Source organism: Serratia sp. TSA_198.1, assembly GCF_052686505.1.
This window is the reverse complement of record NZ_JBQZFP010000001.1, coordinates 2,137,873-2,151,860: the sequence shown is the minus strand read 5'-3', so window position 1 is coordinate 2,151,860 and position 13,988 is coordinate 2,137,873. Positions and strand designations below refer to the sequence as shown.

Sequence of the window (13,988 nt, the reverse complement as noted above, 5' to 3'; positions counted from 1 at the left end):
CGATTTGCGCAACCCGGTGCAGCAAAGCGCGGGCTTAACCTTGCATTAGATCAGGCTTCGGGTTTCAATACGTTGCTGGATGAACAGCCTAATTATCATTTTTGTTATCACGCACACCACGGAATGTCCCGATGCTAAAGATTTTTAATACCCTGAGTCGTCAAAAAGAGGAATTCAAACCCATTCATGCCGGTAAAGTGGGCATGTACGTGTGCGGGGTAACCATCTATGACCTGTGTCATATCGGCCACGGGCGTACCTTTGTCGCTTTCGACGTGGTGGCGCGTTACCTGCGTTATCTCGGCTATTCCCTGAACTATGTGCGCAATGTGACCGACGTTGACGACAAAATTATCCGCCGCGCGACGGAAAACGGCGAAAGCTGCGATCAACTGACCGCACGCATGCTGGCGGAGATGCACGCGGACTTCGATTCGCTGCTGATCGAACGCCCGGATCAAGAGCCGCGCGCCACCCAGCATATCGCCGAGATCATCGAAATCACCCAACGCCTGATCGATCGCGATCACGCCTATGTAGCCAGCAATGGCGACGTGATGTTCTCGATTGATAGCGATCCGCAATACGGCCTGCTGTCACGTCAGGATCTGGATCAGTTGCAGGCCGGCGCGCGCGTTGAGATTGACGACGTGAAGCGCAACCCGATGGACTTCGTCCTGTGGAAGATGTCCAAACCGGGCGAACCGAGCTGGCAATCGCCGTGGGGCGCAGGCCGCCCAGGCTGGCACATTGAATGTTCCGCCATGAACTGCAAGCAGCTCGGCACCCATTTCGACATCCACGGCGGCGGTTCGGATCTGATGTTCCCGCATCACGAGAACGAGATTGCCCAGTCCAGCTGCGCCCACGACGGCCCGTACGTCAACTACTGGATGCACTCCGGCATGGTGATGATCGACCGCGAGAAGATGTCAAAATCGCTGGATAACTTCTTCACTATCCGTGACGTGCTCGGCCATTACGATGCCGAGACGGTGCGTTACTTCCTGATGTCCGGCCACTATCGCAGCCAGCTGAACTACAGCGAAGAAAACCTCAAGCAGGCGCGCACTGCGCTGGAGCGTTTGTACACCGCACTGCGCGGCACCGACGCCAATGCGCAACCGGCCGGCGGCGAAGCCTTCGAAGCCCGCTTCCGCGAAGCGATGGACGACGATTTCAACACCCCGGAAGCCTACTCGGCGCTGTTCGATCTGGCGCGTGACGTTAACCGCCTGAAAGGCGAAGACATGGCGGCGGCCAACGGGCTGGCGGCGGAACTGCGCAAGCTGGCGAAGGTGCTGGGCCTGCTGCAACAGGAGCCGGAACAGTTCCTGCAAAGCGGCGCACAGGCTGACGACGGTGAAGTGGCGGAGATCGAGGCGTTAATCAAACAGCGTAACGACGCGCGCAAAGCCAAAGACTGGGCGCTGGCGGATGCCGCTCGCGATCGGTTGAACGAGATGAATATCGTGCTGGAAGACGGCCCGCAGGGGACCACCTGGCGCCGTAAGTAACAGGCGTAACCGCAAACAAAAAAGGCGCTGATTATCAGCGCCTTTTTCTATGGAGCGGGGCTTACGGCTTAACTACAACCTGGCCACCGTTAAACTCCACCACCTGATCGGCGACGATTTTGCAGCGTTTGCGCGTTTCGACTTTGCCGTTCACTTTCACCAACCCTTCGGCGATGACTTCTTTGGCGGCACCGCCGCTTTCACACCAGCCCTGGAACTTGAGCAGGTCGCACAGTTCGACGTGCGGGTGACTATCCAGATTAAAAGTTTCCATACTGCCTTACTTATTTAGGTTGAACGTCGTGATATTCCTCGCAGGCCTGCAAGGTATTTTGGATCAGTGTAGCAACGGTCATCGGGCCAACGCCACCCGGAACCGGGGTAATGTAGGCTGCACGCTCACTGGCGGCATCGAAATCCACGTCACCGACCACTTTACCACTTTCCAGACGGTTAATGCCGACATCGACCACGATCGCGCCCGGTTTGATCCAATCGCCCGGAATAAAGCCCGGTTTACCGACCGCCACCACCAGCAGATCCGCGTTTTCGATATGATGACGCAGGTTCTTGGTGAAACGGTGGGTCACGGTGGTGGTGCAACCGGCCAGCAGCAGCTCCATGCTCATCGGGCGGCCAACGATGTTGGATGCGCCAACCACCACGGCATTCAGGCCGTAAGTGTCGATGTTATAACGCTCGAGCAGGGTGACGATGCCGCGCGGGGTGCAGGGGCGCAGCTTCGGCGCGCGCTGGCACAGGCGACCGACGTTGTACGGGTGGAAACCGTCGACGTCTTTATCCGGATGGATACGTTCCAGCACTTTGACGTTATCGATGCCGGCCGGCAGCGGCAACTGCACCAGAATGCCGTCGATTTCGCCGTCGGCGTTCAGCTTGTCGATCAGTGCCAGCAGCTCGGCCTCACTGGTGGTGGCAGGCAGATCGTAAGAGCGGGAAAGGAAGCCCACTTCATCACAGGCGCGGCGCTTGCTGGCGACGTAAATCTGTGACGCCGGGTTCACGCCAACCAGCACGACTGCCAGGCCCGGGGCGCGTTTTCCGGCCGCCAGACGTTGTTTAACTTGCTCAGCCACTTCGTTTCTAACCTGCTGCGCAATCGTTTTACCATCAATAATCTTTGCTGCCATCAGTGAGGAAATCCATCAATTAAGAAAAGCGGGGGATGGCGCTATTTTGTCAGAAGCTGAGCGCGCTGTCAGGCGTTGAATCGCGATCGTCGGCGTTTGCCGGTGGGGATTTACGTTTTTTTTATGCCAACGGAATGATCCTCTACGCCTTTTTTACCGGCTGCTGCGTAAGCTGGCATTATTCATACTGCGGTACGGGAGTAAATATCATGATGGTCATCGCCCGGTTGCACTCATTGCACCACCCGATTGATAGCCAACCGAAACACGTCGGTGAAACGGTGTTCGACTCTTCTTTGCACCCGGCGGATGTGGCGCAGCTGATTGCGTTGCACCAACTCGCCGTACACAAGGCTCAGCCTTCATGGAGAGCGCGGCTGCACGCGTTGTACCGGAGGATGCGAGCATGAGAAAACTCGTGTGCATAGGTTTTATGCTGCTGGCGTGGATGCCCTTGGGCCACGCCTCGTTAAATGCTGCACCGGTCAGCGCAGCGCTCAGCCAACAGCTAACGGCGGCCTGCAACCTGCTGACGGCGCAACACGCCGACTGGGGGAATATCAACGCGGTGGTGCGTTCGGCCCGCGTTTGCCTGCAACGCCCGGCAGGGCAGGAGCAATCCGAACGCCTTCCCGCCACAGCCGATCGTGGCCTGGCCCAGCGCAGCAGCAGCCTGCTGCCGGATCTCACCCAAGATAAATGAAGGCGTTGGCCCAATGGGCGGCACGGGTGATGGGCGAAAAATCGCCATAAAGCACGGCAGCCGCCGTAACGTCATGAAAAGGCATTGACTCAGTGACCTCTGACCGTATAATCCCAACCCGCAACCCCCGGTTGCCGCATCCCAATGCGCCCTTAGCTCAGTTGGATAGAGCAACGGCCTTCTAAGCCGTAGGTCACAGGTTCGAGCCCTGTAGGGCGTACCATTTTCACTTCTCCCAACGTCTACTAAAGTCCACTCATCCTCAGTAATCCTAGTGCTCCCCAAGAATCTCGCTCTACCAATGTCTCCTAACGTCTATTGAAATCTACACTCAAGTGGGGGTACATTTGGGGGTATTCCCAGGTTCAATAAAGTGAGATACCCCCAGATGAAGCTCAATGCCCGGCAAGTCGATACTGCCAAGCCGAAGGATAAGCCTTACAAGCTCTCTGATGGCGGTGGCCTCTATTTATTGGTTAACCCTACCGGTGCCCGCTATTGGCGCTTGAAATACCGTGTTGCTGGCAAAGAGAAGCTTTTAGCCGTGGGGGTATACCCAGACGTATCTCTCGCTGATGCCAGGGCCAAACGAGATGAAGCGAAACGTCTCCTGGCCGCTGGTGGAGATCCGGGGGAAGAAAAGAAAACCGAGAGACAGGCAAAGAAGGTTAGCGTTGAAAACACCTTCGAAGCGCTGGCCAGAGAATGGCATGCCTATAAAGAGCCTAACTGGTCCAAAGGTTATGCCGAAGACCTGATGGAGTCTTTCGAGAAAGATATCTTCCCTTACATCGGCAGACGGCCAGTCGCTGATATTAAACCTCTCGAAGTTCTGGAGGCGCTACGCAAATTAGAAAAGCGCGGCGTTCTCGATAAGATGCGCAAGATCCGGCAGGCCTGCAGTCAGACTTTCCGCTATGCCATCGTTACCGGAAGAGCGGAGAATAACCCTGCCAGCGAATTAGCCGGTGCGCTGGCTATCCAGAAGCATAAACACTATCCCCACCTGGTCGCCTCAGAGTTCCCTGAGTTTCTACAGAGCCTCAATGATTACACCGGTAGTTCTGTCACCAAAATAGCGACACTCTTACTTCTGCTAACAGGCGTACGCACGATTGAACTCCGTGCTGCTGAGTGGGCTGAGTTCGATTTGGATAAAGGGCTCTGGGAAGTGCCTAAAAGCAGAATGAAAATGCGTAGACCGCACTTGGTGCCGCTTTCAGAGCAGGTTCTGGCGCTTCTCCACCAGCTTCAAGAAATAACTGGTCGCTTCAAATTAGTCTTCCCAGGGAGGAACGACAGCACCAAGCCAATGAGCGAAGCAAGTATTAACCAGGTGATAAAACGTATTGGCTACCACGGACGTGCCACCGGTCACGGCTTCCGCCACACGATGAGCACTATTTTGCATGAGCAGGGTTATAACACCGCTTGGATTGAAACTCAGCTGGCGCACGTTGATAAAAACTCTATCCGCGGCACCTACAACCATGCTCAGTATTTGGATGGCCGCCGGGACATGCTCCAGTGGTATGCCGACTATATGGATAGCCTGGAACGTGGCGATAATGTGGTTCACGGCACATTCGGTAAGAGTGCGTAACTGTACAAATAGACAGTGCCTATGGACGGTAGTAGACTTTGGTATACAGTAAAAGAATAAGGCTATGTCTAGGCTGATCCCCGAAACCCCGTACACCTCTACGGGCTGACATAGCCCACTAATTTAGAGGGCGTGAGGTGGCGTATGATCCGCAGTAAATTATTAAAAGTAAAAAAGTGGGTTGATTTAAATGAAGCTGCCATGAGGTTGTCAATCGCGCTTGATGAACCGGTTAATGCTTTAGACTTAATGGAACTAGCTCTGGATGACGAGTTGGTTTTATCTGTAAAACTACCTTTTGATAAAAAATATGTAGCAAAGAAAATGTGGAGAAAATACATCCCGATGGGTGAAAAGTTAAGGAAGTCTTTTCAATTTGAGAGTTTTTTTTCAGGAGGCAGAGAAAATAAAGAGGATGAGGATTATATAAAAAAAGAAAATGAATACTTGATGAGTAAGTATATCGATTTTTTGGAGATAAACGCCAATAGCGAGTTATCAGAAGAACAGAAAACGTTTGATTTTTACTGTAATTCTATAAAATCGGCTGAGTGGGAGTATGGTGAGGTTGATTATTTGGAAGGGAGTATTTATGAGCTATCAATGTTAGGCTCTGAGCATATTGATGTAATGTGGTTGATCCGGCAGAACAAAGAAATGGAAATGGATGAACTTACGAACCTTGATGGGGTTATTCTAAGGGATAGTGATGGGGAGTTTTATAACCTACAAGAAAAATTTGATGAGGATTATATTAACAGTCGAAAAGATAAAGAAGATGAGAGTTTTTTCCATCAAAGTAAGGCACTTAAACGGTTTAGATTGAACCCTCGCCATTATTTTCCTGCAGGAGGGCTACCAGCTGGATGCGAACTCGGAATGTCGCCAGCCAATATGTCAAAGTTTGAAGCGAAGTTATCTGATAGCGATAGTAACACCCATATTTCTGAGAGCCAACTTTTGGTGGTGATGGGAGCAGTCCTCAATGAGATAACTACATCAGGAGCTAAAAAGTGGACTCAGGGTGATCTTGCCGCCCGTATCGGTGATAAAAAGATTTTAAACCTTGGTGAAAGAGTGGTTAACGGTATTTTTTCTTGTGCAAATAAAACTATAAAATCAATGGGTTAATATTGCATGCAAAACTTTAGACTTTGCATGCAATGACTATTTCGCTCTTTCATAATTATATTTCCCCTGAATCTAGAGATGTCCATTAATGGTTACAAACAGAAACAGGGGGCTACATGTCGAAAACTCTTATTAGAATGCCTGAAACAATGCGCCGTACAGGGTACGGCAAAGCATGGCTATACAAACTCATCGCACAAGGGCGCTTCCCAAAACCAGTAAAAATTGGATCTCGTTCCATTGCCTTCATCGAAAGTGAGGTAGATGCCTGGATTAATCAGCGTATCGCTGAATCTCGCGGGGAGGCTGCGTAATGGAAATGAAAAACCGCCCAGGTCAGCAGGCGGCTAGTCAGAAGGTTGGCACCTCTGATAATAGCGCCATACCTACCATCAAGCTGGCACCGAAGAAGCACCGCGCCCGTGTATACATGCTGAAAACTGGCGTTAATGGCTGGACAGAAAATGACATTCTCAAGTATTGCCGCCTCTCATCTGGCCGCAACTACGCAAGTGAGCTGGAGCGCAGTCTTGATATTCAACTGGAGCGTATCGATGAGAAGAACCCGGACGGCATCGGCAGCCATTTCCGATATCGCTTTGTGAGCTGTGCTGACGTTCTGCGCGTGATCCAGTTGGTCAACCATAACGCCGCTGCTGGTGGCTATCACGGCCTATCCCAGAGCGACATAGCCAACATCCTGACCTTGTACCCGGACGCCTTCACCGCCGCCTAACGGAGCCTGACAATATGACTATGAAAAATACGGCCAACACTGGCCGGGGCCAAACTCACCCCAAAGAAAGTCACGGTGATATTAACAGTAATGACTTTGCCGCCTTGGTGCCGGTTATTTCCGGTCAGATCGGCGGGCGTGAAAGCAATATTGTTAGCGCCAAGGCATTGCATAAATCGCTGGGAGTGGGGCGTGTCTTTTCCAGCTGGTTTAATGCGCGAGTGGAAGAATACGACTTCAAAAGCGCGGTTGATTACGTTGAGTCTGATACACCCATTTCGGTGTTTCAAAGTTCAAATATCGATCAAGTAATGTCAGCGCGAGTGCAAACATCTCGAGGCGGCGACAGACGCAGCAAAGATTACGCTATCACTCTGAGCATGGCTAAAGAGCTGGCGATGGTTGAGCGTAACGACCAGGGCCGCGCCATTCGCCGTTACTTCATCCAGTGTGAGGAGAAGTTATACCGCAGCGTTCCAGAGATAGCCGCACGTTTACGCCACCAGCTTAAGACACGTATTGGGGCTGCCAATATGTTTAAAGCGATGTGTACAGCCTTAGAGGCTGCCCGCGCCGAACAGGGTAAGCAAACCTCTCAGAATCACTACACCAACGAAAGCAACATGATTGCCCGTATCGTCCTAGGAGGCATTACTGCCAAGCAGTGGGCGTTGGCTAACGATATAGATGGTGATCCTCGGGACAAAATGAGTGCCGAACAGCTAGAACACTTCTTCTACCTGGAAACTACCAACATCACTCTGATTGATATGGGTATGGACTACGATCCGCGTAAAACTGAACTGATGCGCCTATCACTACGTTGGTTAACCAAGCGCTTGGGGAGCGAAAATGATGACAAATGATGATGTTCTCAGCGCTATGAACCTCACAAAACCTGACATTGGGAAATATATTGCTGGCACTGCAGGAGGTTTTTCGGCGGTCATTTCGTTAGTTGAATTGAGTTTCGCGACCAGTACACGTGCAGAGTTTTCGGAGGCCATAAAAAAGGGCAGCAATGTGAATGCTGCTCGTTGGAAGTGTGGGCGGGCAAATTACTCTTTAGGCTTCTTTCGCTGTTCGTTCTTGAGCTTACGCCCACATGCATCTAGTACCCAAGAGGAGAAACTAGCGCCAGGGTTTTCTTCTTTCTCGCGTTCTACGCTGGCCTCTATGTCAGCGATAAGTTCATGCGGGAAGCGTATAGCCTTTTTGTCTGACTTGTTATTGGTGTTTCCTGTAGCCATTGCTAGTGCTCATATTTTTGTTTGTGGTGGTAGCACACCATACAACAAAAAAAGACATAGTAAAACTCTTGACGTGGGAGCACACCAAAATGTAAGGTGGGTGCACACCTTATCCACAGGTAAGGCACAAGAAATACATAAAATAACGAAGCCCGGCAGTGCGTCAACACTAACCGGGCCTCTTACTACCAACGATAGAGAAAGTATCGAGGCAGCTATGTTAAATCATACCACACACCCGCAAGGGCGGAATACGCACACCCAAACGCAGCCAGCATTTACCTATGTTTTCGTGGCCATTCGCCGCACCTCCCCACAACTTAAGCACGAACAACGTCGCGTTACCGCTTGCACTGAACGTGAGGCCCGCAAAATTCTTGTACGTGATTTCATCCTCGTGCTGGCTAGCCGCATTGCGGCGCAGGTGGTGAGCCATGGCTGATATCACTTTAGAACAGGCGAAGGAGAGCGCTTCTGTAAAGGACATTACCAATTTTGGCTTAAAGAATGCGGCTGAGAGTTCTCTTGGTTTTTCACGTTCAGCACATGAAGTCCTTTTCCTATGGCTGGAAAATCTTCCTCGCAGTGAAGAGGGGGAACGTAGTGCCAGGCTGGTAAACGCAGTCCTCACGCTTATTGAGGCGTCAGTATCTGAGCTGGAAGAAGAACTCTATGGCAAGCAGCTTGTGAATTTGGAGGAGCAATAATGAGAAACGCTCCGAACCTCAAGCACATTCCAGTGGATGCCTTTACTGAGGTGGTCATCTTCGCAGGCTCAGATGCGTGGATCCATGCCAAGCATTGGAAGGCGGGGAATCCAGCTCGTGATACGACTCCTCCTGTTGTTCTGTCTGATAAGGAGCTGTCTTCCCTCGGCTCTATCCGTATCGTTGATGAAGGGCGTCGCTTTGTGCGTGTCTATCGTGCAGGGAGGCTAAGTGAGCTGCAGGTTACGGCCATTGCGACATGTTTGGCATTAGCCGGCGTGACTCAGGCGCATCTCTATTCCGAAAGCTATGAACTACTGGAGGATTGGACGAATCAACTTCCTCGACTTAAAGCAGAGGCTGAGCGTGGAGAAGGGGTTGCCGTACAGCTAAAAGTGATTAACGGAGGTAACGATGCCTACAAGGATGAAGACCCGTTAAAACCCCGTGTAGTCAGCCGAGAAGATGGCGTGTTCTACGTCACCTCGAAGGTAGATAACGACAGCGGTAAAATCACCAGTAACGAACGTTGGTTATGCTCGCCATTGGATGTGGTTGGCATAGGCCGTGATGATAAAGACCAATACATGATCCTCCACTGGCTGGCTCAGGGTTCTGAGACTGAAACGACCCAAGCTATTCCCCTGGCTGATATTGGTGAGCGTGAGGGCTGGAGAGCCCTCAAAGCTGGTGGCGTAAACGTCGTTACTACGGGTTCACTACGCGCCATCCTGGCTGACTGGCTACAGCGTAGTGGCTCTCGAGAGGTTTGGCGTGTAGCGCATGCGACTGGTTGGCAGTGCGGGGCATACATCATGCCAGATGGCGAAATCATCGGCGTACCGACAATGCCAGTGCTATTCAATGGCCGAAGTTCAGCCGCTGCGGGTTATACCATCAAAGGTTCTGCAGATAGCTGGCGTAATAACGTGGCTAGCCTGGCTTTTGGCAATTACTCCATGATGACGAGTATCGCAGCCTCACTGGCCGCCCCGCTTATTGGTTTGTCTGGTACCGATGGGTTTGGCATCCATTTCTACGAGCAGTCGAGTGCCGGGAAAACCACTACTGCCAACGTAGCTAGTAGCCTCTACGGTAATCCGGATTTACTCCGCCTGACCTGGTACGGAACTGCTCTTGGTTTAGCCAATGAAGCTGCGGCTCACAATGATGCGTTGATGCCACTGGATGAGGTCGGACAGGGCGCAGATCCTGCAGGTGTGGCTCAGTCAGCCTATGCCCTGTTTAACGGTGTAGGGAAGCTCCAGGGAGCCAAAGAAGGCGGTAACCGTGATTTGAAACGCTGGCGCACGGTGGCGATCAGTACCGGTGAAATGGATATGGAGACTTTCATTGCGTCTGCAGGGCGGCGGATCAAAGCTGGCCAGTTGGTACGCTTGCTGAATATTCCATTAAGCAAGGCCGTACGCTTCCATGGATACCACACTGGCAAACAACATGCCGATGCGCTCAAAGATGCCTATCAGAGCCACTACGGAGCGGTAGGGCGCGAATGGATTAAATATCTGGCCAACCACCAGCAAGAAGCCATCGAAGCTGTAAGGGCTGCTGAGGAGCGCTGGCGGTTATTAGTCCCAAGTGATTATGGTGAGCAAGTTCATCGTGTAGCGGCGAGGTTCGCCGTACTTGAGGCAGCTTTGATCTTTGGGCACGTTATCACTGGATGGGATGACAAGACTTGCCAGGATGCTATCCAGTACAGCTTTAACGCGTGGGTGAAGGAATTCGGCACGGGTAACAAGGAGCATCAACAAATCGTTGATCAGGCGGAGGCGTTCTTGAACGCCTTTGGCATGAGTCGGTTTGCACCGCTGCCTTATGATCCCCAGAGTTTGATGATTCGCGATATGGCTGGCTACAGGGAGCGGGGTAAACACGACACAGATAAGATGGTGTTCCATACCTTCAAATCTGCGTTTGAGAAGGAGATTGCGGCCGGGTTCAATGCGAAGCACTTTGCCAAGGTTTTACTGGAGTCCGGCATGCTCACACCGCCAAGCAGTGGCCGTGGTTACCAGAGGAAGTCTCCAAGAGTGAATGGTCAACAGGTTAACGTCTATGTTCTGCACTACATGCCCGAGGAGAAACAAGCAAAAGAGTAATATCTCACGTACATAGTAAGTGTGTTGGTTCAGTCAGTTCAGTTGGTTCAATATATAAAATCTGTTGTTTTATAAGAGATTTATTTTCCGTATTGAACCAACGTTGAACCAACAAATGTCGATTTTGAACCAACGTTTTCATGATTCCCTCCCTCAGATTATGATTTTGACCTCTGTTTCTATCGTTTTTTTCTGGTGAGATCCCGCCTGATTTGACAACTAATCACTGTTGAGAGGTGGATATGAAAGCTGAAGAAATGTTAACGAGTAAAGATGTGCGTTCGTTGCTGAAAATATCACCGGCATCATTACATCGCTTACGCCATCGGGATGTAAACCCGTTTCCAGACCCAGACTTTTACGGTCCGGGCGCTGAAAACAAGTGGTTTACTTCGAAGGTGGCTAAGTGGCAGCTGGCAGAGAGTCAGCGAGCAAAAATCAAGCCAGCCGAACATTTGCACGAAAGTACTAAGCGATTTTCCCGTCGATCCGCTTGAGATCAAAGGCATCTAAGAGTCTCTTCATCTCTATAGTTCGGGTGATGGAAGGGGGGGGCTATTCACGGAGGTAGCCAGGAGCCTACAAAGAGGTTGTGGAGTTCTTTGAGCAGATAGTAATAATAGATGAATATTGAATCATATAACTTGATTAATATTAGCTAACTATATGATGAAGCCTGTGTTCTAGCGGGCTTCTCTATGTAATTGATCAAATGGCGAGTAATTTGGTATAGCTATAAGTGTAGCGGCCCGCAATCAGCACATATTTTGGCTCACAATAACTGCAAATACACATCGTCATATCGCTAGCACTTTTCCTTCGCATAACTCAGTTGTGCGAGGCGGCGGTCAGGGGAAACCCATAGGGCTAGTTTAAATAGGCAGAATAACAAACTATGCACTACACTTATTTTGCTTTTTATATTTTCTTCCTATAGACAAGTGTTTAAATCTAAAAGAGGCCTATCATGATTGATGCAGATAAATCTCAACCTACAGGTGATAAAAATATAGGGTATCCACAAATATGTATACGTACAAACCGAACAGCGGAACGTACAGATATGAAGCCGATAATAGAAGAAGCTATGTCTATAGGTAAAAAATACCCATGGAGTGAAAAGTACACAATTATTAGAGAGATTTTTAAAGCCCTTGGGAGTGAATTTGGTAACGGGGAATTTGGTCACGCCTGGATTATCTATTTTAATAGCGCTACTCCTGGAGATAATACTTCATATGCTTTTCATGAAAATCATGGATTTGTAAAAAACTCAGAGCACGGAAATACAAATGACTCAGCAAATCGAAAGTACCACCTTCAACGTTGTGTAAAGGTGGATGGCAGTTCAATTACCCCTCAATTAATAGAAGAGAAAATAATTCAAAAATTAATAGATGAAAGCAATAACTTGTCAAGACTGATGAAAATCACAGATCATGATTTACCGAAAGGAGTATATACGCCGATAACAAATTGCTCCTGGTTTGCAGGTAATTTATGGAATGATATTATGATGTTATCATATGAGCAGTCCATTGAAAATGATGTTAATATAAATGAGTTGGCTGATAAAATGGGACTTCCATTTATAAAAAACATTAGAGGGATTGGTGATCCCGGCATGCTTGCTGAAAGCATCGAAAAAGGTTTGAATATATTAAAAGTATAATCACGTATTAGTGATTGTTGAGGGTTGAAAACATAGCAGTGTATAGCTGAAGATTTGTTTAAAATAAGTAAACCCAAATCAGATAATCCGATGAGACAGTTTTTTCTGTCTCATTTTGGTTGTTTTTATCCTAACTTTTTTTCGGGATTTCATCGCAAATCTAATGCTGTAAACCCTTGAGCCCTGAGGCACGTTCTAACCCGCCGCGTACTCCATGTATAATTGCCCCAGTATCCATAATACGGTCATAAAGTTTTACGGCCAATGGCGACTCTAGACTTTTGAGGGCCGGGTATAAAGCTTCGCGCCATGCCTTACGTATGAAATCTATGTGGATACATGCCACATTGGCGTTATGAACGTACATCTGGAAATCAAACTTTGGGGTCATAGCTACTTTAGATTCCAGCTTGCTGATAAATGCTCCATTAATCACTTTGGCCAACAGATAATCTACAGCTTCAGCATTCTGACGCTCGGTTAGCTCGTTGAGATTCTTAGTACCAAAATGGCGATGAATCAGTTTGTATACCGATTGGTACGGCAGCCCATATTTACTCATTATGCGGTTCACAGCTTTTTGTAGTGGGGTAAGTTCTTCTGTAGTGTTTGACTGAATTTTATTTAACTCCCAACGCTCACATAGGAATTCGCTACATTCATACTGATACTGGACTACCCGGGCTCTGATTTTAGGTTTTACTCTGCCGGGGTAAATTGTTTGCATCCAATCAGCCAACTGATTGAGAGAAAGGCAAATTAATGGTGTCGGTTTATTGTCGCCAGGAGGCTGAATGGAAAATATCTTGATGTGAGAACCAAGCCGACCTTTTAGTTTTGTACGCACCCCCTGCCAATTCATTCCCATACCGTCCACGATAGGCTTCATCGGAACGTATGGCTTCCCTTGGTGTTTGACGATATAGAGAGTCGAGCCGTGGAATGGAACGCTTATCACTGAATGAGCCATGGTAAAACCTCCGTTGTGAATATCTCCTTTTAGCCTGGATAGGATTAGCTTCACGTACCCAAGCGAGCACAATACTGAATCCGATAGCTCATGAAGTGAACGAATTTTAAAAGGAAGATGTTCAAAAAGTGATCTCGATCTCTTTTTGACACTGAATATGTCGATGTCCCTGTCATCTAGGCAGTTGCTTCTATATCCACCAGCAATCTCGATCGTTACGATCGAAAAATATCATTTCAAAAAATGCAATATAAATTGTAATCATCCCAATATATGAAATAATAATTGCTGTATAAATAATCAGTAAGGTGGTGGCTGTGACAACTAAAAATAATATGAAGCCAGTACTACTCAGTACCGAGCAGATAGCGATCCTACGTGAAATCCAAGAGCGGGAACGGAAGAGCTCGCCACTTGGGTTGGCT

16 protein-coding genes and 1 tRNA gene are annotated in these 13,988 nt (G+C 49.2%); 14 read left to right on the top strand and 3 right to left on the bottom strand.

The annotated features are described in order from the left end of the window. Positions 1-131: 131 nt before the first annotated feature. Positions 132-1,517: a cysteine--tRNA ligase gene (cysS, locus tag ACUTSW_RS10345; RefSeq protein ID WP_006324011.1), complete on the top strand. Its 1,386-nt coding sequence runs from the start codon at positions 132-134 to the stop codon at positions 1,515-1,517. A 61-nt stretch (positions 1,518-1,578) separates the two neighbouring features. Here cysS and ybcJ read toward each other — a convergent pair whose 3' ends face one another. After that, positions 1,579-1,791 carry a ribosome-associated protein YbcJ gene (gene ybcJ, locus ACUTSW_RS10340; protein WP_004949428.1) on the bottom strand — a complete coding sequence of 71 codons (213 nt, stop codon included), beginning with the start codon at positions 1,789-1,791 and terminating at the stop codon, positions 1,579-1,581. Between the two features lie 10 nt (positions 1,792-1,801). Then, the gene (folD, locus tag ACUTSW_RS10335) at positions 1,802-2,668 is read right to left on the bottom strand and encodes a bifunctional methylenetetrahydrofolate dehydrogenase/methenyltetrahydrofolate cyclohydrolase FolD (protein ID WP_006324012.1); all 867 of its coding nucleotides are present in this window, start codon (positions 2,666-2,668) and stop codon (positions 1,802-1,804) included. 209 nt (positions 2,669-2,877) lie between these two features. On the opposite strand from folD, the gene ACUTSW_RS10330 reads away from it, so the two are divergent. The 13 genes from ACUTSW_RS10330 (at position 2,878) to ACUTSW_RS10270 (ending at position 12,593) form a co-directional block, all read left to right on the top strand. Beyond that, a complete protein-coding gene (locus tag ACUTSW_RS10330; RefSeq protein WP_037430385.1) occupies positions 2,878-3,078 on the top strand; it encodes a hypothetical protein in 201 nt (66 codons plus the stop codon). Then, positions 3,075-3,371, top strand: coding sequence for a hypothetical protein (locus ACUTSW_RS10325; RefSeq protein WP_037430361.1), 297 nt, complete (start codon positions 3,075-3,077; stop codon positions 3,369-3,371). The genes ACUTSW_RS10330 and ACUTSW_RS10325 overlap by 4 nt, the downstream gene beginning before the upstream one ends. 146 nt (positions 3,372-3,517) lie before the next feature. Then, a tRNA-Arg gene (locus tag ACUTSW_RS10320) sits at positions 3,518-3,594 on the top strand. 165 nt (positions 3,595-3,759) lie between these two features. Further along, positions 3,760-4,974 carry a tyrosine-type recombinase/integrase gene (locus tag ACUTSW_RS10315; RefSeq protein WP_445584334.1) on the top strand — a complete coding sequence of 405 codons (1,215 nt, stop codon included), beginning with the start codon at positions 3,760-3,762 and terminating at the stop codon, positions 4,972-4,974. Between the two features lie 144 nt (positions 4,975-5,118). Continuing rightward, complete coding sequence (locus ACUTSW_RS10310) at positions 5,119-6,105, top strand: hypothetical protein (protein ID WP_445584333.1); 987 nt, start codon at positions 5,119-5,121, stop codon at positions 6,103-6,105. Between the two features lie 116 nt (positions 6,106-6,221). Beyond that, complete coding sequence (locus tag ACUTSW_RS10305) at positions 6,222-6,419, top strand: helix-turn-helix transcriptional regulator (RefSeq protein WP_261095611.1); 198 nt, start codon at positions 6,222-6,224, stop codon at positions 6,417-6,419. Beyond that, entirely contained in the window at positions 6,419-6,841 is a 423-nt protein-coding gene (locus ACUTSW_RS10300; protein WP_445584332.1) for a hypothetical protein, read from the top strand. The genes ACUTSW_RS10305 and ACUTSW_RS10300 overlap by 1 nt, the downstream gene beginning before the upstream one ends. Before the next feature lie 14 nt (positions 6,842-6,855). Then, positions 6,856-7,707, top strand: coding sequence for an antA/AntB antirepressor family protein (locus ACUTSW_RS10295; protein ID WP_445584331.1), 852 nt, complete (start codon positions 6,856-6,858; stop codon positions 7,705-7,707). Continuing rightward, on the top strand, positions 7,694-8,533 hold the full coding sequence (locus ACUTSW_RS10290) for a host cell division inhibitor Icd-like protein (RefSeq protein ID WP_445584330.1): 840 nt from the start codon (positions 7,694-7,696) through the stop codon (positions 8,531-8,533). The genes ACUTSW_RS10295 and ACUTSW_RS10290 overlap by 14 nt, the downstream gene beginning before the upstream one ends. Next, positions 8,526-8,798 (top strand): hypothetical protein, encoded by a 273-nt coding sequence (locus ACUTSW_RS10285; protein ID WP_445584329.1) that lies wholly within the window; start codon positions 8,526-8,528, stop codon positions 8,796-8,798. Before ACUTSW_RS10290 ends, ACUTSW_RS10285 begins: the two co-directional genes overlap by 8 nt. Then, positions 8,798-10,921, top strand: coding sequence for a DUF927 domain-containing protein (locus ACUTSW_RS10280; RefSeq protein ID WP_445584328.1), 2,124 nt, complete (start codon positions 8,798-8,800; stop codon positions 10,919-10,921). Before ACUTSW_RS10285 ends, ACUTSW_RS10280 begins: the two co-directional genes overlap by 1 nt. Positions 10,922-11,163: 242 nt before the next feature. After that, entirely contained in the window at positions 11,164-11,418 is a 255-nt protein-coding gene (gene xis, locus ACUTSW_RS10275; RefSeq protein ID WP_197928277.1) for an excisionase Xis, read from the top strand. A gap of 470 nt (positions 11,419-11,888) precedes the next feature. Then, a complete protein-coding gene (locus tag ACUTSW_RS10270) occupies positions 11,889-12,593 on the top strand; it encodes a hypothetical protein (RefSeq protein ID WP_445584327.1) in 705 nt (234 codons plus the stop codon). Positions 12,594-12,753: 160 nt separating this feature from the next. On the opposite strand, the gene ACUTSW_RS10265 is transcribed toward ACUTSW_RS10270, so the two are convergent. Then, positions 12,754-13,563 (bottom strand): phage antirepressor N-terminal domain-containing protein, encoded by an 810-nt coding sequence (locus ACUTSW_RS10265; protein WP_445584326.1) that lies wholly within the window; start codon positions 13,561-13,563, stop codon positions 12,754-12,756. Between the last annotated feature and the right edge of the window lie 425 nt (positions 13,564-13,988).